This is a genomic window from Faecalicatena sp. (assembly GCF_058819085.1).
The window spans coordinates 116,468-137,610 of the sequence record NZ_JBZUUL010000013.1; the positions used below are offsets into that span (position 1 = coordinate 116,468).

At 37.3% G+C, this 21,143-nt stretch carries 17 protein-coding genes and 1 pseudogene; 1 reads left to right on the plus strand and 17 read right to left on the minus strand.

Annotated features, from left to right (window positions below):
* Nucleotides 1-323: 323 nt before the first annotated feature.
* The 15 genes and pseudogenes from AC4OGX_RS06760 to rpsB all read right to left on the minus strand — a co-directional run bounded on the left by AC4OGX_RS06760 (nt 324) and on the right by rpsB (nt 17,581).
* On the minus strand, nt 324-581 hold the full coding sequence (locus AC4OGX_RS06760) for a hypothetical protein (protein ID WP_493329327.1): 258 nt from the start codon (nt 579-581) through the stop codon (nt 324-326).
* A 321-nt stretch (nt 582-902) separates the two neighbouring features.
* The gene (locus AC4OGX_RS06765; RefSeq protein ID WP_493329328.1) at nt 903-3,323 is read right to left on the minus strand and encodes an NB-ARC domain-containing protein; all 2,421 of its coding nucleotides are present in this window, start codon (nt 3,321-3,323) and stop codon (nt 903-905) included.
* Nucleotides 3,324-3,333: 10 nt separating this feature from the next.
* Nucleotides 3,334-3,684, minus strand: a complete 351-nt coding sequence (locus AC4OGX_RS06770; protein WP_493329329.1) for a hypothetical protein — start codon at nt 3,682-3,684, stop codon at nt 3,334-3,336.
* Between the two features lie 65 nt (nt 3,685-3,749).
* Nucleotides 3,750-5,432, minus strand: a pseudogene (locus AC4OGX_RS06775) (AAA family ATPase).
* Nucleotides 5,433-6,004: 572 nt separating this feature from the next.
* A complete protein-coding gene (locus AC4OGX_RS06780; protein WP_493329331.1) occupies nt 6,005-7,939 on the minus strand; it encodes a P-loop NTPase fold protein in 1,935 nt (644 codons plus the stop codon).
* A gap of 139 nt (nt 7,940-8,078) precedes the next feature.
* Nucleotides 8,079-8,978 carry a tyrosine-type recombinase/integrase gene (locus AC4OGX_RS06785; RefSeq protein ID WP_493329332.1) on the minus strand — a complete coding sequence of 300 codons (900 nt, stop codon included), beginning with the start codon at nt 8,976-8,978 and terminating at the stop codon, nt 8,079-8,081.
* Between the two features lie 41 nt (nt 8,979-9,019).
* A complete protein-coding gene (locus AC4OGX_RS06790) occupies nt 9,020-9,328 on the minus strand; it encodes a hypothetical protein (RefSeq protein ID WP_493329333.1) in 309 nt (102 codons plus the stop codon).
* Between the two features lie 103 nt (nt 9,329-9,431).
* Nucleotides 9,432-9,617, minus strand: coding sequence for a helix-turn-helix domain-containing protein (locus AC4OGX_RS06795; protein ID WP_493329334.1), 186 nt, complete (start codon nt 9,615-9,617; stop codon nt 9,432-9,434).
* A 32-nt stretch (nt 9,618-9,649) separates the two neighbouring features.
* Nucleotides 9,650-10,162: a type II toxin-antitoxin system PemK/MazF family toxin gene (locus AC4OGX_RS06800; protein ID WP_493329336.1), complete on the minus strand. Its 513-nt coding sequence runs from the start codon at nt 10,160-10,162 to the stop codon at nt 9,650-9,652.
* A gap of 65 nt (nt 10,163-10,227) precedes the next feature.
* The gene (locus tag AC4OGX_RS06805; RefSeq protein WP_493329337.1) at nt 10,228-11,907 is read right to left on the minus strand and encodes a thioester domain-containing protein; all 1,680 of its coding nucleotides are present in this window, start codon (nt 11,905-11,907) and stop codon (nt 10,228-10,230) included.
* A 208-nt stretch (nt 11,908-12,115) separates the two neighbouring features.
* The gene (locus AC4OGX_RS06810; protein WP_493329338.1) at nt 12,116-13,078 is read right to left on the minus strand and encodes a ParB/RepB/Spo0J family partition protein; all 963 of its coding nucleotides are present in this window, start codon (nt 13,076-13,078) and stop codon (nt 12,116-12,118) included.
* Nucleotides 13,032-13,877, minus strand: a complete 846-nt coding sequence (locus AC4OGX_RS06815) for a ParA family protein (RefSeq protein ID WP_493329339.1) — start codon at nt 13,875-13,877, stop codon at nt 13,032-13,034. The genes AC4OGX_RS06810 and AC4OGX_RS06815 overlap by 47 nt, the downstream gene beginning before the upstream one ends.
* A gap of 128 nt (nt 13,878-14,005) precedes the next feature.
* Entirely contained in the window at nt 14,006-15,157 is a 1,152-nt protein-coding gene (locus AC4OGX_RS06820) for a hypothetical protein (RefSeq protein ID WP_493329340.1), read from the minus strand.
* A gap of 574 nt (nt 15,158-15,731) precedes the next feature.
* Nucleotides 15,732-16,652 (minus strand): translation elongation factor Ts, encoded by a 921-nt coding sequence (gene tsf, locus AC4OGX_RS06825; protein WP_493329341.1) that lies wholly within the window; start codon nt 16,650-16,652, stop codon nt 15,732-15,734.
* A 173-nt stretch (nt 16,653-16,825) separates the two neighbouring features.
* On the minus strand, nt 16,826-17,581 hold the full coding sequence (gene rpsB, locus AC4OGX_RS06830) for a 30S ribosomal protein S2 (RefSeq protein WP_493329342.1): 756 nt from the start codon (nt 17,579-17,581) through the stop codon (nt 16,826-16,828).
* Between the two features lie 358 nt (nt 17,582-17,939).
* On the opposite strand from rpsB, the gene AC4OGX_RS06835 reads away from it, so the two are divergent.
* On the plus strand, nt 17,940-18,308 hold the full coding sequence (locus AC4OGX_RS06835) for a VOC family protein (protein WP_493329344.1): 369 nt from the start codon (nt 17,940-17,942) through the stop codon (nt 18,306-18,308).
* Nucleotides 18,309-18,414: 106 nt separating this feature from the next.
* Here AC4OGX_RS06835 and AC4OGX_RS06840 read toward each other — a convergent pair whose 3' ends face one another.
* Entirely contained in the window at nt 18,415-19,575 is a 1,161-nt protein-coding gene (locus tag AC4OGX_RS06840; protein WP_493329346.1) for a C40 family peptidase, read from the minus strand.
* A gap of 235 nt (nt 19,576-19,810) precedes the next feature.
* Nucleotides 19,811-20,992 (minus strand): coiled-coil domain-containing protein, encoded by a 1,182-nt coding sequence (locus AC4OGX_RS06845; protein ID WP_493329348.1) that lies wholly within the window; start codon nt 20,990-20,992, stop codon nt 19,811-19,813.
* Between the last annotated feature and the right edge of the window lie 151 nt (nt 20,993-21,143).

The following is a 21,143-nucleotide window of genomic DNA, read 5'->3' on the forward strand; positions in this document are numbered from 1 at the left end:
AATTAAGAAATTCTCTTACTGTCCCATCTGTTTTGTGAACTTTCCCTTTTTTGCTTCCCGGTCACATACCCCCGGAACTATGTATTTCACTGGCATTGCAGTGATTTATGACTGTTCTAGCCCAGCGGCTTTTCAACCATATCCCCCAAATTATATTTTGGTGGAAAATTCATTTTGTTTTCTAAAATTTCCGATTTATATTTTTGAAATTTTGGGGAAAGCTATTTCCCATTTGGGGGAATTTGGGGTAAGGTTCTTCCCCCAAATTTCTAATCTTTTTCCTATTTAGGTATTTTTATTATTTCTACCTTCTAATAACTTTATTATTTCTGTGTAATACTCTCTTTTTCCCTGCCTGTCCATATATAATATATAGGAAACTCCATAAAAGTCTTCTGTTCTTCCAGCTCCATATTTTCAAAAATTCTCTTTACCTTCCTATTGTTTTCCAACAAAATATATGCTCCTAACATTACAGATGGATTATTTTTTCTTCTCTGTGCAATATTTTCTGAAATATCTAATTCTTCGTCTGACAGCTTACGGATACTATAATAACATTGATAAACATTCAAAACCACTTAGTCAGCATCATTATCTTCATCTATAAGCCATATGCTAATCCTTAATGCAGACTGAATAAGAGCCTAAATCCAATACACCACTTTTACTTGTAAAGCAATCATTCGTGATCAAATCTTTTAAAATATCTCGCTGTTTCAATACTTGGTATTTCTTCAAAGAAGCGATAACTAATAATAAAACTATCTTTATTGTTTTCTCTTTTATATTCCAAAATTATTCTTAAGAATAATTCAATGTCTTTTCTCCTAGCTTCTCTCTAATTCGCATTAAATAACACCAAAAGTCTTTCTGGGTATAATTATCTTATTCTAAATTAATCAGTCTCCTAAAGCCGTTTCATCTATCATTGAAGGTATTTTGCTTAAAATTTTTATGCTTTCTTTATAGTAGTAGGAGGTTGGAATCATTCTCTTATTAATAGATTTCAACAGATACTCTTTCGCTTTCATTTTTTCATCTAGTTTATAATATGTCTCGCCCATAAGTGCATAAATCAATTGTTCTGCAATATGTCCTCCTTCAAAGCTTTTTAAGATATCTATTACTTTTTCTCCCATTAAAATCATTTTATTTGGATAGAATTCTTTAAGAGAACACATAACATTAACCAAAGTAGATATTGAATATACTTTAGTAGTATTACTCATTATAATTTCGTAAATCTTTAATGGTAACTCATGATTTTCTGTGACCATTGCAAGACAGACAATAGAGTCACAATATCCGTCACATACAGAGCTTACCATTTTATAAATGTTTGCTGCTTTTAAATAAAACACTGCAGCAATATCCCATAACCGTTTTTCAGCCCGGTAGATATGACCCATTCCAAGTAAAGCATTTGCTATTGCCAAGTTATCCTCATTATAACAACGGTACTTGCCAAGTAATGCACAAAATTCATAATAGATAGCATCTTCATATTGGCTATTTAAAATTAACGAGTCAGCATAGTTTGTATAAGTAGTATTTCTCCAAGGGCTATGTTTAATGATTCCACATTCATCATATAATTGTATTACTTTTCGATATGTATTTATACTACCACATATATCTCCAGTATCATATAGCAGTAAAGAGTAATCGGAATAAAGATTTGCAATTTGATGCTTTTGTGATTCATTTACGTTATTTGAGATTTCTATTGCTTCTCGCAGTTTTTCTAATGCTTCCTCATTATTTTTCAAATGGGCAAAATGCATACCAACCGTTTTTTTAATAATCATTTTCTGAAAATAATAATTTGGAGAACAATCATTATTAATGGAATCTATAAGAGATTCCGCACGCTGAGCCATTTTTAGTGCCGTAGGAATATCAGATTCCATACTATAGATTTTAGAATAATTATTGTAAAGTTCTGCCAAAATTAATTTGCTTTTGTCAGCATCATCTTGATAACATGAAATAATAATATCTAAAAGCCCCTTTGATAAATCATATTTACCAACTTCCTTAAATACCAAAGCGGCTTCTTTTACAGATAAATGACGGCAGAACATACAATCTTCTTTTTTGAGCCTAATAATATTATAGATATAATCTGCATATTTAACACAATTTACTGTATCAATTTGCGGTCCTACCTGTAACTTTCTTTCTAAATCTGCCATTAATAGTTCACATTGATGAAACGCAATAGAATTGTATTCACTAATACAGCTACTTATAATTTCATGCATATAAACTTCTCGATTTTCACAAGTTACCCATCCTTTATTTGATAGTACTACTATAGTATTTGTGCATGAAAATGGCACCCAACACTTCAAATCTGATAATAATATTTTTGAAAAAGGAGGTAAAATACTCAGCAACTGAGCCATAGTCTTTTCCTCATCTGTTAAGACCGCCAACTCATATACTTTACTAATCTGTGAAGAAATATCCTCATTTATAAATCGATTATTCCAATCAGAGTTGGCTTGTAAATTCAACTCTTTTAGCTGATAATTCTGTGCTTTTAGATCATCCCAAAATTCACTAATGCTTTTATTTGTATAACAAATAGACTTAGAAATCAACTCAATCGCTAATGTATATCTTTGAGATCTGTTTATAATATCCTCAATTATTAAATCTTCTTCAAACGTCAATGCGTCCTTAAGGAAATAATTTTCTTTAAATATCCTTTTACATTCCTCTTTACTCGGCGGATTTAGTCTATAGACAGGTATTCCCACAGGTTGACACCTGGAAGTTATAAGAATATCCGCATTTGTCAATTTAAAAATCTCAAATAAATCTCCTGAGTCGATTGAATTGAAGTTATCAACTATTATTAATATATTTCCTTTCAAATTGGATAAAAACTGAAAGATTTTCTCATACTTTTCATCTTCTGTATTTTTCTCTGAAAAGTTAAAATTTACAGTAAATAATGAAGAGATAAGAGATTCTGCCCAGCTACCCTTAAATTCAATCCATGCAATATGCTTATATTTGCTTTCATAATCAAAATATATCTTCTTCGCTAACGCCGTTTTCCCTATTCCCCCTACTCCGTTAATAAATACTTTGTGATTTTTTAATAGGCTTTCAATAATTTCATCTTCCTCATCATTTCTTCCCACAAAACATGAATTTTTTATTGGCGCTGATGATAGTTTCTTTTGAAAAGTGCTGGCATCTATTGTAATATTTTGGTATGCATTTATAGTCGCATTATCTGCCGCATAATTAACTTGACTTCCAATAGGAATATTTAGAACCAAACTATCTGTGGTATCCTCTTTCATAATGTATCTCCTAATGGATAAATGGTTTAATATAGTCCACTAATTTCTGTAAACTATTTGCCAAAGCAGGTATCCCATTTGCAATCGTAAGCATTGGAGCTATCAAAGTAACACAATTTCTTAATCTACTCACTTTGGGCTCTGGTTTCATCAATTCATCCTTTGCCATATCTACAACATCTCTAATCTTATCTGCCTCTTTTTTCTCTATATCTGATAGATTTTCCATGATTTCCTTTAAAATAATATCCAATCTATTGCTACCACCATTATTTTGTGTTGCACAAATTGTTCCATTATCTCTTGCATAATTAATCTGTCCGCCGCTCATATTAAATGTAATGTTTTTATCTTCCATCATTTTTCTATCTCCTCTACTTGTTTGTCATAAACCATACATCCTTACTACATTCATTTTCACTATATTCATCCAATTAGAACTCTCTTTCCTTCAAATCCAAAGCCATATTTTCTAATCCTATCTTCTCTAATCCCGTCTATCATTAAGGCTAATTTATAATTCTTATCTTCTATCTGCTTTAAAGCTGCTTTCACTGTATCCTCCAGACTCTCTTCGTCATCAGGGTCATAGACCTTGAATTCCAAGATAATCGCATAGTCCGCTTTTTTCCGTGGCTTTAACATCACATCATATCTTCCAAACCCGCTTTCCCGATTAGATGTAATCACATACCGATCAGCCAGTTCCACCATAAGCCCTAATACAAATCCGTGGTAGAAACGTTCCGGCTCCGATCCTAACGGACGGTTGCCGGTATCAAAATAGCTGAAGGTGGTCAAGGCAATCCGGTTCATATAAACATTCATCTCCTTCGTATTGCCTTGTAATAATGCTTTGATAAATCCATTGTATTCCTTTACTGACTGCCCAAACCAATCTCGTATCATCTTTTCAAATGTAATACGGACTTCCTTATTGGTCAAACTCAGTTCATATTCCTCTATTCCAAATTCCTCATTGAACCGATAGCTGTCTGCTTTCAGATATCCACTTGCCAGAAGCAGGCTCCACACAGCGCTCTCGCTATACTCCAACTGGCTAAAAACAATCTGCTCATCAATGGTTGTGCAGAGTTTCCGTCCTTTTAAAAGATCCTCCATGGTTTCTTTTACAGCCGGACTCCCCTTCTGGATCAGCTTTCCCACTAAGCTGTTGCTGCTGGTATTCGCCCAATAGCTGGATAATCTTTGTGTTTTAAGATAGTTGGTAATAGACCAGGGATTATAAATATCCCTTTCCTTACCAAAAACAAAACCATCATACCAGGCCTTCACCGACTCTTTTTGCGCAGACAAGCCATATTCCTCCAACGCATTCCATACCTCCCGCTGTGTAAATCCAAAGCAGTCTTCATAAGCATCGGATGTTGTTGTTATCACCGTCAGATTATTTAGATCAGAAAAGACAGATTCTCTGCTGATCCTTGTAATTCCAGTCATGATAGCTCGAAAAAGATATGGGTTCGTTTTAAAAGTTGAATTAAAAAGACTTCGCATAAAGACAGCCATTTCATTCCGGTATCCGTTCACATAAGCTTCCTGCATAGGCGTATCATACTCATCCAGAAAAATGATCACCTTCTTTCCATAGTAACGGGAAAGATAAAGGGATAGCATCTTTAACGAAAGAGTAATCATACTGTTTCCCGGATCGGCAAAAATCTTACGAAAGTCTTCCTTTTCATCTTCTCCCAGAACATCACTGTCCAACAAAAAACGATACTTTCCAAAAACCATTTTTATAATCTGACAGATTTTTTCTCTTGCTGCGGGAAACGTTACTTCTTTCACATCAGCAAAGCTAAGAGCAATCACCGGATAAGTCCCCTGAAGTTCCTGATACGTTTTATCATTCCATATAGAGAAGCCTTCAAATATCTTCCCTTGTCCTTTATGTTCTACAGAGAAAAAACGCTCCAGCATACTCATATTCAGCGTTTTTCCAAAACGGCGGGGACGGACAATCAAAGTAACCACATCCTGATTTTCCCACTACTCCCGAATGAACTCTGTCTTGTCCACATAAAAACAGCCACTTGCGATTAACTCGGTAAAATCCTGATGTCCGATACCAATTATTCTTGTCATAATTGCTTATGCCCCCCTTTCCTCTATACATAGTATAACAAGTTTTCCTAAGCACTTCAACGTTAAACAAGCATATATACAGAACTTTCATGCTCCAAAGGTAAAATATTCTATTAACAAATGATCCTTAATAACCGCAAAAAAGCTGGGAATTATGATTGCTATGGCCTCCAGCTTTTAAGGGAACTAAATGACATCAAAGTATATTGTGTACCAACTAATCTTATAAGTTATGAACCTCTCTTTAGAACGCAAAAACCCCTGAAAATGCCCATTCTATGGGATTTTCAGGGGTTCGTGAATCAATTTCATTCAAAAGTTTACTGTCCCATCTGTTTTGCGAACTCTTGAATTCTGAAGCTATCACCCTATTACCAGATATGTCCATAAATACTGGACATATTATGTATTTTCGTATATTACCACACTTCTCAAATCTCTGCATCCCCAATTTTTCTTTTTGGGGGAGAAAGTTACTTCCATTTTACTACATCTAGCCTTCGATTTTTTGAATTTGGGGGCATGGAATGTTCCATTTGGGGGAAGATTATTATTCCCCCAACTTATTCCAATTAACTTCTATATATAGGTCTTTCTATTAATTTTAAATATTCCTGCAATTTTTCCTCTAAATTATTTAACGCTATTTTCTTTGTCTTCTTGTCTCCACATATTAATTTTACATCAAGTTTTTCCAATATGCTTCTTAGATTCGGAATATCATTCTTAAAAAATTCATTTAAATTTGAAAAACAATACACCGTCTTTATACCTGACATAAAATTATATATATGCGCTGTCTTAGCATTCTGCAATTGGATAATAAATTTATCTGGATCGATATAATAAAAAAACTTATTATCTGTAATATATACTTGGTTATTATCTTGACATTTCTCCCTAAAATCTTTATCCCAAGACTCTTTGTTACACAAAAAACTGTTGTCTTCTTTCTTGTCTTTGCTTTCTTTTTTATCAAGAATTTCAAATAAAGGTTGAACAATTCCAACATATTTTTTAACAAACTCTTCATCGTCACTCAAAACTTCCAAATTACGTCGTTCAAACTCTCCATCATATGTTTGTATTTTTTTAGCCATTAAATCCACAAAATCTTTGTATTCAAAGCATTTAAAATTTTGATATTCCATTTGCATAAGAGTGACTATCATATCTTTAAAATATCTTGGTTCATATTTCAGATCTTTTAATTCTGTCAAAATTTCATAAAGTATTTCCTTTATTTCATTATCTTCTAACTCCCACCATGGATGTAACTTTCCATATGCTAATGAATTTTCCAATTCTTTTGACTCATCATATAATTTTTGTTCACTTACTATTTTCAATATAGTATCAACAATTTCTTTTTCATTCAATCTACACTGTAACAAATAATCATCTACAAATTTATATCCATATACTTGGTCATTAAAAATATTTTTTTTGTCATAATGAACTATTCCTGATCTAACAGAACTGTTTTCCCAACAATATGGTGCTTTCCCAGATTTTATTCTGATTGAAGAAATCACAATATACTTCAACACGCTTTCAAGCTCTCGTTCTATATACCTATGCTCTTCAAATTTAATCGAATCAATAATATTAAAAATTTTTTCAAATGCAATCAAACTAAAAATCAGCGTGCGAATATTATAATGTTTTTGTTCATCAAACATATTTACTATTTTCTGTTTGTTTTTAAGTAAATACTCTTTACTTTTATTTTCTTTTATATAAGCATCTATTACTGATACAAACACATCTGCCATATTAGGTTGATAATAGATTGTTAAACCAATCAGTTTTTCCCTAACTTTTTTGTATAAAGCATCCTCATTAAAAAGCTGTTCTGTTCTCTTTATTAACTGTTCCTTTGTATAAACTATGGCTTTATCTTTTTCCTTTTTATCCCCTTCTTCCAAATTCAATTTATCATTTAATACTATCTGATATTTGTTTGAAATATCTTTAGAAAAATTCATTTTCCCAATTTCATTTTGATTGGCTACCAAAATAATTTTTATATCATTATGTTCAACTAAATTATTGATTACTCCAAGTGTTTGATTAATTTCTATCTCACATCGTTCTAAGTCATCAAAAATAACCACTGTACTCTTTAGTTCCTTCACATCAGATAACTTCGGTAAATCTTGTTTTTCTATATTAAAATATTTCATCCCCGCCGCAAACAATTTTGAGGTAACTAAAATTCCTTTTTCTGCTACCTTACCATTTACTTCGCCCAATCTCTCTTCCATAATTTTACCAAACATGGAAGAGTAAATTTCATCTAATATCTGTTCCGCTGAGGACACACCATATAATGAAATGTAATAAATTTTTTTATCTGGCAAATTATTTTTCAAACTTTCCAAAAGCTTCTCTTTAACAAAAAAAGTTTTTCCTGATCCCCATTCACCATCTATCAAAACAGCTTGCTTATATCTATCATCCTTTACGTAATCTTCTATAATCTTAATAACGTCTTCATCCTTCATTCCTTTTTCTCCTTCAAAACATATTATAAAGATCTTTTTATCCTCTAAGTTTCACACTTTTTATTGTATTTTTCTTATAGATTTAAATTTAGTATATCAAAAAATCCCGCCTTATAAAAGACAGGATTCTTTCTATTCTTTAACAATGACTTCGTGCTGTAATTTTTTTTACACAAATATCACCTCCACATAATTCTGCTGGTTTCTGTGTCTTTGCCACACCAAACTTCTTAATTTCTTCTTCCATTTTATTATCAAGCACATGAGTGTATATATTCAATGTGATACTAATACTGGAATGTCCCAGTAGTGTCTGAACTACTTTCGGTTCCATTTTGTTCTCAAAACATCTTGTCGCAAACGTATGACGGAGTGTATGCGGGTGGAAGTCTCTCACTTCCCTAGGTAAGCGGTTTTCTTGCACAGCAGATACCGCCTCATTTTGACGACGTCTTTTAATTACCTTTTTAATTTCCTTTTCCACAATGTACCGAGTACAAGGACTTCCCATTCCAGTCGTAAAAACCAAATCACTAAATTCCTCTTTGCCACGCCACCGTTTCCCCAACTCCTTTTTTAACTGAATTTGTTTTTCTCTTTGCAAGTTCAATATTTCTTCCATTTCGCCTAAAAATGGAATTTGCCTTGTGGAATTTACTGTTTTTGGTGTAACAAGCATTTCCTTTTTTACACCGTCACAATAACTACAACTCAAAGAACGCTTTATAAATATGACTTTTTTACCAAAATCTATGTCTCTCCATTTAAGTCCCCCTAACTCTCCTACCCGTACTCCTGTTAGACACATGAAATAAAACATTTCCTTATACCAGGAATCCTCTACTTCATCTAAAAATAAATTTTGTTCTTCTTGTGTTAACGCAATTTCTTCTTTGGATCGCTTATAAGTCCACGGTACTTCAACAATTAAACAAGGGTTTAAAGAAATCAACTGACTGCCTACAGCAAAATCCATACACTCTCTTAGCCTTCCCAATGCCTCCCTCATACAACTGTTTGACATTCCTGTTTGTTCCATAGTATTCAAAGCCTTTTGAACATCCATCGGTCTTATATCTTTTATTTTTTTGTTCCCAAATAAAATCCAAAGGTTCTCTTAAAATTATTTTTCATCGGACTTATACTTGTTTCCTTTACTTTATGAGATTTCACTTGTGTAAACCAGTCCTCAAACCACTCATTTAACGTGATGCAAATTTTACGATACTCAATATGGTTTCTTGCTTGCTCTTTTGCAGTTTCAAACTCTTTAATAAGTTCATCCAGATTACTTCCGTAAAGATGAATCTTAGTCCCATTAACCATTGCCCTCGCTTCATAGGTTCCCTTATTTTCTCGTATTCCTTTTGGTAAACTTCTTTTTGCCATTTGATACAACCTCCTATCTTAACATCATTAAGTGCAATATCAACTTAGCATTACTCTTCAAATAACTCAAAGGTGCAAAAATCTATATCAAACCCTTGACTTTTCAAGTAATCTTCACTTGTGCAAGTAACCATTTATCCAGTAACTCTTTATGAGCATAACTGCGGTTTCCTATCTTTACAACAAACACATTTTGATTGATTTTCATCAGTTCCCTTACCTTTGTCTTTCCAATATTCAAGTACAATGCTGTTTCCTCAATATTCAGTAATATCTTTTGATTATCCATTCAGTCATCACATCCTTTAGATATTTTTTTAATCACTTTCTTCCTATATAATAGTCAAAACCTCCCCTCATATTGCAGAACATACAAATCTCTTTCTCTCTCTGCTCCAGATTTACTCGCCGGATATAATAATCCGGCACATAGTAAAAATGTCCGGCACATACCGGACACAAACTCAATATTATTGGTTTTTCTGTTACTTTTGGTAATCCCATACTGAGTCGAAGTGCTCTATTGATTTTATTCATCATTCCTTGCCCCAATGTACTGATATAATCATCTAACCTCTGTTTATCCACTGTCCGTAACTGTTCCAGTAATACTACTGAATTTTTCTCCAATCTCACTATTCCATTTATTGGAACATGTGTTGGCAATTTCACCTTTGTTTTACTCGTAATTGCTGCCACAATAACAGTAGGACTGAATTCATTTCCTGTATTGTTTTGAATGACCAGCACCGGACGAAAACCGCCCTGCTCACTTCCAATAACGGGATTCAAATCTGCATAAAAAATGTCTCCTCTTCTAATTTTACCTTCCATAATTAACCTCCTTAATATCCATGACTACAAAAGGCAGTATTAAAATCTGCCTATGCGGTTATGTATCAGCCTATTTGTCCTCGACACATTTCAATTTTATCATTGGTAAGCGTTCCCAACTGTACAGTGACAGAATCTTTATAGATTGTCACCTCAAACTTCAAAAGATTCATGCTCTCATTTGTCTCACACCTCTGCTCTTCAACCACATAGGTATCATAAAGCAATGCCCCCTTACTATCATCTACCTGTGCTGTTCCAAACCAGATACCATCCGCAGAAGATTTTCCCTGATTGGTATTTTGAGAATGCTTTACCCACTCCGAAGAGGTGCTTGCATATCCGTTCTTATCCGTAACAATCGTATGGCTCTCTCCAGTTGTTTTTGAAGTAATGGAAAAAGGTACATTTGCAAGACGGTTTAATTCTCCGTCTGCCACTTTTACAAACTCTAAGTCTCCACGAAAAATTTGTTCCGGAACACTCGCTGCGTTATAGCAGGAAACAGTTTCTTCTGTTCCTTCTCCTGTGATTTTTTGTACAAATATTTCCTCGTTTGCCAAATATCCTTCCGGTGCTTTTTTTTCCCGAATTGTAATAGTTCCTAAAGGCAGACAAGGTGTTGTACCGTCCAACTGATAATAAAAATCATCCCCAGAAATAAGATAATCTTTTGTGAATTTCACTTTTCCGTCTTTATCTGTCTTAAATACCCACGTTTTCACCGGCTGTTTTCCGCTTTCCTCTGGATTGCTGTCCATTTGTTCTGTAAAGAACTTTAGTGTAAATTCTGCATGTTCCAAAGACGCAGTCCCTTGTGCCTTTGCCTCTCCTGTCTCAGCGTCCATTTTCTGCAATACAATATTCATCGGTTGATTCTGTGGAACTTCCTGCACTTTTACAGTAGCGGTCACTTCCGATTCCACCGTTACATCATAAGACTTTGTATCAATAGCATATCCAGCACTCGCTTCGATCTCACGGATGGTATAACTACCTGTTTCCAAATCTCCGGACTTTGCATACCCTTCGGCATTTGTTGTAAGGACTGCCACCTGTGAATCCCCCTGATATATTCCATACTTCGCACCTTTCAGGCTGTAATTTCCGTTTCCATCAGAAACCTGTCCGTTTACGGTGCTTTTGTATAATTCAATCCACCCATACGGTTTCTCATACCAACTTCCTGCAATGGTCTGGTGATTATCTGCCGGAAGAATAAATGCCCGGAATCTTTTTGGAGGATTCGCCAGGGAATTGATTACATCAACCACTTCTTTTGCTTTTGCTATAAAATTTGCCGGAGCGCCATAAAATGCACCGCCTCCCTCATTGTAATTATCATAAATATAGGCTAACGCCAGATGTCCAACCACATAAGCATTGGTATCCGACCAACCATGAAAGCACTGATCTCTTGTAATCGTCTCATAGCCATATCCACCATTGAGATAATACAAAGCCTTTCGAATCGGGGAATCATTTGGCAGCAAATTGTAACTATACGTTCCGGCTTCCGGTGTTTTCTTCAACGGTTCCAGACAATATGCTGTGTTCGTACCGTCAAAAGTCATTCTCGTTGTAAAATAATCTCCATAAGGAATTGTTTCTCCTGAATTAAAATTAAGCGTTCCATCTGCCGCAAATACAGTAGTTGCCGACGTACCAAATGCAGTCAGCACGGGTACAAGACTGAGCATAAATGCCAATACCCTTCTGCTTTTCCTTTTCAATCTCTGAATCATAGATTTCATTCCTTTCATAAAAAAATCCCTGCGTTGTGCAGGGTGTATAATAAGTTTCAATTTGTGGAAAAGTGGATAGCCACGCTCCCCTCTTTGTGTTTTCGGCTGGTAAACTGCTGGTAATCTTGAGGGGGTAGGGTGTGGGAAGGGGGAGAAAAGAAAAAAGGCTTTCCACGAAAGGGCATACTTTCCCCTACGGTGGCAAGCCTTATCTTTCCCGACTACGTTCCCGCTTTCGATACATTTCCAACGCCTTGATAATCGTATCTTCCACTTGTTTTACAGACGTCCCCGGTGGAAAAAATTTGCTGATACGCTCTTTCGGCATACGGAATTGCTCTTTTTGATTTCCCTTTTCCTCTGAAAGTATGGAAAATATCACATCTTCGCTTAATCTTCCCTGCTCCGAAAACTGCCGCATTTTGATTGCCTGTGCATGACTTGGTGTGCAATCCTCCGATTCAATGGTTTCATACAATGCGGTCTGCTCTTCTTCCGGCAAGTACGACAACTCTACTGCCGGACGCAAGGCAATCTGCAACATACTTTTGTCTTTCAGGACAGAGTTATCCACTAATTCAAGTAATTCCGGGATAAGATTGGTTAAACGGATATACTTTCTTATTTGTTCATGACTTTCTCCCGTTTGTTCTGCTAAAACTTGTCTTGAAGATTTCCGTTCTGACTTCTGCAACACCGTTGCAGAGGTTAAATCTGTACGAAATCCTTGTTGCTTTTTCATTGCGCCAAGTTTCATTTTATAGGCAAAGGCTTTCTCTGACGGTAAGATAGTTTCTCTTTGCAGATTGGAGTCAACCATAAGAATAGTAGCCTCTTCGTCCGATAGTTCACGGACAATACACGGTATATCTCTCTTTTCCGCCATTTCACTTGCATATTTTCTCCGGTGTCCGGCTACCATTTCATAACCGCCCTCTGGCTTTGTTCTAACAAGTGCGGGGGAAAGTACACCATACTGTCTTATACTTTCCACCAGGTTCTGCATTTCCTCGTCCATTCTCACCTTGAACGGGTGGTCTGGAAAATCACTAATTTCCTCAATCGCAATCTCCATCACCATTTCACGCTTTACCTCATCTCGCTCTTCCTGTGTACTGAATAAATCATCTGCTGAGGGAAGATTTAGATTGATTCCTCTGCCTTTCGCCATCTTTCACCACCTCCTTCGTAAAGGCTTGATATGCCCTTGCAACTGTACCGTCTTTGTCATAACTGTAAATACTTTTCCCTGATGCACTTGTTTCTGCAGCCTTGATTGCAACCGGAATCACGGTCTGATACACTTTAATAAATCTCCCATAGTTATCTTTCAGACTGCTTTCTGTGGCTCGTGCCAGATTGGTACGCATATCTGCCAGAGTAAGCAACACACCGTCCACTCTCAATGAGGGATTGATTTGACGCTGTACCTTCTTAATGGTCTGGATTAACTGTGTCATACCTTTTAAGGGCAGGTAATGAGCCTGAACAGGTACAATCACACTGTCAGCCGCCGCTAAAGCGTTAATAGTCAACATTCCCAAACTCGGCATACAGTCAATGAGAATATAATCATATTGCTTTCTCAACGACTCCAGACAAGTTTTCATCGTAGTCTCCCGGCTCATGGCATTTACAAGCAACATTTCCATACCAGATAATTCAATGTTTGCGGGGAGAAGGTCAACACCTTCCTCATGGTGCAAAATCCCCCCTCCTGTCTCCATTGGTCTGTCCCGGATAATATTTTCCATGTGCATTGTGAGTGTAACCGAAAGATTGTCTTGGTCTGCCCACCCTAAAGAAGTGGTCAAATCACCTTGCGGATCAGCGTCTACCAGAAGTACCCGTTTTCCCGCATTTGCCAGTCCAACACCTAAATTGACTGTTGTGGTTGTCTTTCCAGTGCCGCCCTTCTGATTTGCAATGGCAATCACTTTACATTTTGATGACATACTCTGTGAGTGCATTACGGATTCCTCCTTTCCTGAAAAATTTAATAGCCACTCCTTTGTGGGGAATGGCTATGTACGAAAATTTAGGCATTAAAAAACCGACTGATTTTCATGGTGAAAACCAATCGGCTATGTACGTCTTACTATTTACATTTCTTCTGCAATTCTGATTCATGTAGTTCCAATTTACCAATTATATCTTGTATTTTATCATGACATTCTATACTATACCTATTCTTTTCTTCGTATTCTTCACTTATCGGAATATCATCAGATTCTTCCAATTTTTCATAAAGTTCCACAATAGATATGTATAAGTTCCGATCATTGATAATAACAAAATCTCCGTTGTTCTCGTTCCAACGTCTGTTTTGAAATTCATAAGTATGTTTTCTAATCGTATTTTTTAATGCATTATACTTATAATATCGCTCACACAAATCATACAATTTTTTCTCCATTCCTTCTGGTCTTTCAAACGCTCTGTAGTATAAATCAAATGCATCTTGATCAAAGCAATCTTCCTTCACAACATCTGGACTAATTTCAAAGATTACTAACTTTTTATACAAAGCCTCTACATCTTCTTTTGTTTTATTTGATTTTTCATTAAAAGTTTTGATGCTTTCATAGATGTACTTTGTTATATCAAAATTCCGACCTTTATTCTCTACTTTTTCAAACACACCTTCTATCAACTGTCGTTCCATTGAAGATTGTAATTCTGAAAATTCTTTATAGATATTCCGGTCTTTCAATTTTTTACATTTCTCAATATTTTGTTCTTTTTCTTCCATTAATTGCGAGATTTTTATTTTCCTTTTTTCATCAAAAAAATCATTCGAATATCTTTTGCACTCTAAATCACTAATCTCAGAATCAATTTCTTCCAAGCGCTGTGCCAATAAGTATATTTCTGTTGGTTTGTCAAAAACAAATCCCGTACTATACATATAACTTGTTTTGATCATCTGCAATTTATCTAAAAGATCAAGCAAAAAAGTTTTCATAAATACTAATGGAAATTGAAGTTCCTTTTCTAACTGATTCTTTTCAGCAATAGAAGATATAAATTTATTTATCTGAAAATCATTTTCCTTTAATTCTCTTCGTATCAATTCGATTTGAACATACAATCTATTATTTTCTTTTTTACGTATAGTTCTTTCTGCTAAATAGTATGAAATCCACGCTGCCATTATTGGTACAACTACTCCAACCAACAAATCACTCAACGGAATTTCCCTGATAAAATTAATTATCATATTCCATAATGCTACCACTTTTTCTTGCATTCATTTTCCCTCTTTATCTCTATCCTTCCCATTACGAATTTTTATCACAAAAAGTCACAAATTCCATTTGTTCGTCTAGTATCATCCAGTCCGTTTCTTGTTCTCTAGTCCGTAAAATCCGTACTAATCGGCACTTAAAAGCACCAAAAATCACTCATTTTACCGTGAAAACATTCTAACTAACAAAATACTCTGTCAAATATTTATTTTTACCTTTTCCAACATTATAAATCATCCCACATCTTTCATCAATCCATATTTTTCATGCGATAACTTATGATAATTTGGGGGAAGATACGCAATTTTATGTTCAAATTTGGGGGATAGCGTTATCCCCCAAAAAAAGATGGCACGCAAACTTTACTTCTTTCTTCGGAAGAAAGAGGCAAACTTTAAAACAGCAGTTGGGGGAAGGCTTTCCCCCAACTCTTCCCCCAAAAATCCCCCAACTTTGACGATAAAATACGGTAATTTATGATATAATTATGAACCTTCCGAAAGAACGCAAAAAACCCCTGAAAATGCCCGTTTTACGGGATTTTCAAGGGTTCTAAAAATCTTTTTGCTTATAAGTCTACTGTCCCATCTGTGCAGCCACTTCTGCTGCAAAGTCTTCCTGTTTCTTTTCAAGACCTTCTCCTGTCTCGAAACGAACGAATCTCTTCACTGTTACGTTAGCATTGTTCTCTTTTGCTACCTTCTCTACATACTTAGCAACAGTCAGATCACTGTCCTGAACATATGTCTGGTCTAACAGGCATACTTCTTTCAGCTCTTTGTTCAGACGTCCGATGATCATCTTCTCAATGATGTTCTCCGGTTTCTCCGGGTTTTCCTTCTTAGCCTGAGCTAACAGGATCTCTTTCTCATGATCCATGTATTCCTGGGATACTTCTGCACGGGATACATACTTTGGATACATAGCTGCAACCTGCATAGCTACGTTCTTTAAGCATGTCTTGATGTCTTCGTTTACAACATCTGCATCAGCTTCTACCAGAACACCGATACGTCCACCGCCGTGGATGTAGGATACTACACATCCGTCTGTTACAACTTTCTCAAATCTTCTGATGTTTAAGTTCTCACCGATTACTGCAACTTTTTCTACTAATGCATCTTTTACAGTCTTAGTTGTATCTTCTGCCCATGCCTCAGCCATGAAAGCATCCATATCCGCTGCATCGGAGTCTGCTGCCTGATTAGCAACTGCTTCTACAAAGCTCTGGAACTCTGCGTTCTTAGCAACAAAGTCTGTCTCAGAGTTAACCTCTACGATAGCTGCAACCTTGTCATCTTTTACAACTGTCTTAACGATACCTTCTGCTGCAATTCTTCCAGCCTTCTTCTCAGCTTTAGCCTGTCCGTTCTTTCTCAGGAATTCGATCGCTGCATCCATATCTCCGTTAGTCTCTGTCAGAGCTTTCTTGCAGTCCATCATTCCTGCGCCTGTCATTTCTCTTAATTCTTTCACCATTCCTGCTGTGATTGCCATGATTCTTTCCTCCATTATTTGTTATTTGTTACGCTTATAAACTCATCTTTGCCCTAATAGGCTATTATCTTACATGAATCCTATCACTTTTTATGATATGGGAAATAAAGTTTCCTATATCATAAAAATGCTTCAACCTGTGATCCACAGGCTGAAGCATCTCAAGTCCGTAATTACTCTGCTTCTACAGTCTCTTCAGCTACTGCTTCTTCTGCAGCTTCTTCATAATATACTTCTTCGCCTGCTGCTCCCTGATTAGCTTCGATCACTGCGTCAGCCATCTTGGAAACGATTAATTTAACGGCTCTGATAGCATCATCATTACCTGGGATCACATAATCCAGTTCTTCCGGATCACAGTTTGTATCACAGATACCGATCAACGGGATTCCCAATGTGTGAGCTTCCTGAACACAGATTCTTTCTTTCTTAGGATCTACGATGAAGATCGCATCCGGGACTCTCTTCATTTCTTTGATTCCGCCCAGGTTCTTCTCTAATTTAGCCCATTCTTTCTTCAGTTCAATTACTTCCTTCTTTGGAAGTACATCGAATGTTCCGTCTTCGGCCATTCTTTCAATATCTTTTAAACGCTGAACTCTGCTCTGGATTGTCTTGAAGTTAGTCAGCATACCGCCGAGCCATCTCTCGTTAACATAGAACATTCCGCAGCGCTCTGCTTCTGTCTTGATTGCATCCTGTGCCTGTTTCTTTGTTCCAACAAACAGGATCGTTCCGCCGTTAGCAGCGATATCTGCTACAGCCTGGTAAGCATCGTCAACCATTCCTACAGATTTCTGTAAGTCGATGATGTAGATACCATTTCTCTCTGTGTAGATGTATGGAGCCATCTTAGGGTTCCATCTTCTTGTCTGATGTCCAAAATGAACACCTGCTTCTAAAAGTTGTTTCATTGAAATAACGCTCATGTTTCTTTCCTCCGTTTGGTTTTTCACTTCCGCATGCTTTTATGCTTCCTTGAGACCGGCCTGTTCTCAACTGACTTTATCTAACAGACTTAGGCACCGTCAAAGATATCCGCATACGTGTTTTTTTGCAACGGTTGTAGTATATCATAGAAAATACTGGAATGCAAGGCTTTTTATGTTGTATCTTGTAGATTGTACCATGCCGGTATTTTACGCTGGTATCTTATACTATTTCTTGTCTGTAACTCTTTCGTATGTTATTCTTAACATATCCTCTTTCGCTCTCCATTCTGATGCATTTTCTGGACAGGGAAAAGATGGATACCTTGATAAAATATCTAAAACTGGAGGTAAACGTATGAAATTTACATTTGCACATAACAATTTGAATGTCTTTGATCTGGAAAAATCTCTTGCTTTCTATAAGGAAGCACTTGGCTTGGAGATCACCAAAACCAAAGATGCCGAAGATGGCAGCTTTACTTTAGTGTACCTGGGGGACGGAGTAACGAGTCATCTGCTGGAGCTCACCTGGATCCGAGACATGAAGCGTCATTATGAGCTGGGAGACAATGAAATCCATCTTGCATTCCATGTGGATGATTTTGACGCTGCTTTTAAAAAGCATAAGGAAATGGGCTGTGTCTGCTTTGAGAACCCAGCGATGGGAATTTATTTCATTGAGGATCCGGATGGCTACTGGCTCGAGATCGTTCCTGGTAACTAAACAAAAAAATCAAACTGCAAAACATCCCGTGGAAACACCAATCTCATAATGCTGGTGTTACCACGGGATGTTTACTTTTTCTTTATCAACCTGACTTCTCTAACTCTTACCAGTATCTTACATATGCAGAAGCACGTACTGAGCTGACGCAGATGGTCGTTCCCGGCTGCTGTGCCTCGATCATCTGACCGTTACCTATGTAAATCGCTACATGACCTGGTGTCCATGCAATATCTCCCGGCTGCGGATCACTTACCTGCATTCCGCCGGCAAGCTGCTGTGAATCAACACGTCCGATAGAAATACCTGCCTGTGCATGACACCACTGTGTCAGTCCTGAACAATCCAGTCCCACATACGGGGTTGTTCCGCCCCATACATAAGGTACTCCGATCTGTGACCATGCCGCACTTACGATCGTCTGTGCTGCCCCCACATTTCCTGTACTGCTTCCACCACCGCTCGGTTCTTCTGGTGCCGGTGTACTTGGTGTCTCTGGCGCAGGAGCCGGAGTATTCGGTGCAGGTTCTGACGGATTATCTGTCACTGTTTCGCCGCCCCCATTACCACTTGGAGTATTGGTGTTCTCCTGCTGCTTCGCTTCTTCCTTCTTCGCTGCTTCCTGAGCTGCTTTCTCTCTTGCAGCCTGTTCTTCTGCTGCTTTTCTTGCTGCTTCCTGAATCTGTGCATCAAGGTTAGCGACCTCTGCACTCTTGCTTTCGATTGTTGTATTCAATTCTGTCTGCTGTGCTTCATACTCTGTCTGCATGTCCTCCAGCTTGTTCATGTCTTCTTCCAATGACGCCTTCAGATCCTTAACTTCTGTCACAGTTTCAACATACTCTTCCAGCATCTGACGGTCATAACTATGTACCTTCTGTGCATAGTCAGCCTGGTTCAGCATCTCTGCGATGCTTCCGGAATTCAAGATCCGTTCAACAGCTGAACCATCACCTTCTTCATACATATACTTAATTCGAAGCTTCATATCCTCGTATTGCTGCTTCTCTTTTTCTTCTGCTTCCTTTAACTGCTTCTCAGCTTTTGTAATCTCTTCACCCTTTGTGATCAACTGATTCTGCAGATCTGTCATCTTGGACATCAGTTCTGACAATTGGGACTGCAGGCTGTTCACTTCACTCTGCGCTGCATTCTTCTGTGCTTCTAGGCTTGACGTATTAGACGGTGCCGCAAAAACAGGTACAGCCATCATGGAACATGTCAGAGCCGTAGCCACAAGCATATTGCATACTTTTTTAAACTTCATAAATTCACCCATCCTTATCTTATTATTATCTATGTCCCCACATATATGTCATACTATACAATATTCTACCGCATTTTTCAACAGGATTTCATAAAAAATCTTTTAACATTAATTTCCATGTTATATTTTTCGCCAAATCTTCTATCACCTTTCAGCATTTCCAAGCATTTTACTAAAAAAGGATTTCCTGGTTCTTAATACCAGAAAATCCTCTTTACTTTTCTCTTATTTCATCTTAATAACGAACATAGATCATACCGCCCTGTACCGGTCCGACAATAACACCAATACCATAGTCTGCTGCATGGATCATCTGTCCTCCGCCTATGTAGATACCGCAATGGGATGCATTAACACATACATCTCCTGGCTGTGGTTCGCTCACCTGAGGCCATGCCAGGAATGTAAAGGTCGTTCCCAGGCGGGAATAGCTGCCTGTCAGACAATAGCTGACAAATCCGGAACAGTCAAAGGATCCCGGTGCACATGCCCCCCAAGAGTACTCTGCATTACCAACCCAGCTGTAAGCCCTGTCTACTACCGCATTACCTGTGGAAGCATTGTAATTCGGTTCTGGTGCCGGTGCCGGAGTGTTGTTATTATCCGGTGTTTCCGGTTCCTGTGGAGTATCAGGTGTCGGCTGCTGGTCAGGTGTATTATTGTTCGTATTGCCACTATCTGTACTGTCATTATTCGTAGAACCGCTATCTGAAGAATTATTATTGTTATTCTGGCCTGCTTTTGCGGCCTCCTCTTTTTTCTTCTTCTCTGCCGCAGCTGCCTGACGCTTCTGCTCTTCCAGTGCAGCCCTTGCTGCTTCCTGGATCATGGAGTCTAAATTTTCTACTTCGGCCAGCTTGCCGTTAAGCATCGTTGAAAGCTCATCTGACTGGGACTTATATTCCCCTTCCAGATTCTGAAGCTTGGTCATATCACTTTCCAGTGTAGACTTTAATGTCTCTACTTCTTTTACTGTCTCTGCATATTCCTGCAGCATACTTCTGTCATAAGAATGGATCTTCTGTACATATTCAGCCTGACTGAGCACCTCTGCGATCGTTCCAGAACCAAGGATCCTTTCCAACGCAGAACCGTCACCCTCTTCGTACATGTATTTAATGCGGAGCTTCATATCCTCGTATTGCTGTGCTTCCTTCTCCTCAGCAGCTACGAGATCCTCCTTTGCCTGGGAGATCTCCTGGCCTTTCGTGACCATCTGCCCTTCAAGTTCATTCATCTTCCCCATCAAAGTATTGAGCTGAGACTGTAAGGCATTTGCCTCGTTCTGTGCCGCTGCCTTTTTCTCCTGAAGTGATGACTGACTATTGTTTGATGGTGCTGCATATACCGGAGTTACTGCTAATGAACATGTCAAAATAGCCGCAATTAACATACTATGTACTTTTCTGAATTTCATTTTACCACCTATTCCCTATCCCTATGTATTTATGGTCAGTCCTGTTACAAAACGCGGTTTTTCCTTTATTTTCCAAATTTTTAGGAAATAGTAAGGAAGAAAGGCGAATCATATACGGACATTTTAATCTTTGCACTACACTTAATCATTA

What these genes read in the sequence shown, in the direction of transcription:
- AC4OGX_RS06765 (WP_493329328.1), bottom strand. Translation starts at nt 3,323, where the DNA reads ATGAAAGAGGATACCACAGATAGTTTGGTTCTAAATATTCCTATTGGA.
- AC4OGX_RS06770 (WP_493329329.1), bottom strand. Translation starts at nt 3,684, where the DNA reads ATGATGGAAGATAAAAACATTACATTTAATATGAGCGGCGGACAGATT.
- AC4OGX_RS06780 (WP_493329331.1), bottom strand. Translation starts at nt 7,939, where the DNA reads ATGAAGGATGAAGACGTTATTAAGATTATAGAAGATTACGTAAAGGAT.
- AC4OGX_RS06785 (WP_493329332.1), bottom strand. Translation starts at nt 8,978, where the DNA reads ATGGAACAAACAGGAATGTCAAACAGTTGTATGAGGGAGGCATTGGGA.
- AC4OGX_RS06790 (WP_493329333.1), bottom strand. Translation starts at nt 9,328, where the DNA reads ATGGCAAAAAGAAGTTTACCAAAAGGAATACGAGAAAATAAGGGAACC.
- AC4OGX_RS06795 (WP_493329334.1), bottom strand. Translation starts at nt 9,617, where the DNA reads ATGGATAATCAAAAGATATTACTGAATATTGAGGAAACAGCATTGTAC.
- AC4OGX_RS06800 (WP_493329336.1), bottom strand. Translation starts at nt 10,162, where the DNA reads ATGGAAGGTAAAATTAGAAGAGGAGACATTTTTTATGCAGATTTGAAT.
- AC4OGX_RS06805 (WP_493329337.1), bottom strand. Translation starts at nt 11,907, where the DNA reads ATGATTCAGAGATTGAAAAGGAAAAGCAGAAGGGTATTGGCATTTATG.
- AC4OGX_RS06810 (WP_493329338.1), bottom strand. Translation starts at nt 13,078, where the DNA reads ATGGCGAAAGGCAGAGGAATCAATCTAAATCTTCCCTCAGCAGATGAT.
- AC4OGX_RS06815 (WP_493329339.1), bottom strand. Translation starts at nt 13,877, where the DNA reads ATGCACTCACAGAGTATGTCATCAAAATGTAAAGTGATTGCCATTGCA.
- AC4OGX_RS06820 (WP_493329340.1), bottom strand. Translation starts at nt 15,157, where the DNA reads ATGCAAGAAAAAGTGGTAGCATTATGGAATATGATAATTAATTTTATC.
- tsf (WP_493329341.1), bottom strand. Translation starts at nt 16,652, where the DNA reads ATGGCAATCACAGCAGGAATGGTGAAAGAATTAAGAGAAATGACAGGC.
- rpsB (WP_493329342.1), bottom strand. Translation starts at nt 17,581, where the DNA reads ATGAGCGTTATTTCAATGAAACAACTTTTAGAAGCAGGTGTTCATTTT.
- AC4OGX_RS06835 (WP_493329344.1), top strand. Translation starts at nt 17,940, where the DNA reads ATGAAATTTACATTTGCACATAACAATTTGAATGTCTTTGATCTGGAA.
- AC4OGX_RS06840 (WP_493329346.1), bottom strand. Translation starts at nt 19,575, where the DNA reads ATGAAGTTTAAAAAAGTATGCAATATGCTTGTGGCTACGGCTCTGACA.
- AC4OGX_RS06845 (WP_493329348.1), bottom strand. Translation starts at nt 20,992, where the DNA reads ATGAAATTCAGAAAAGTACATAGTATGTTAATTGCGGCTATTTTGACA.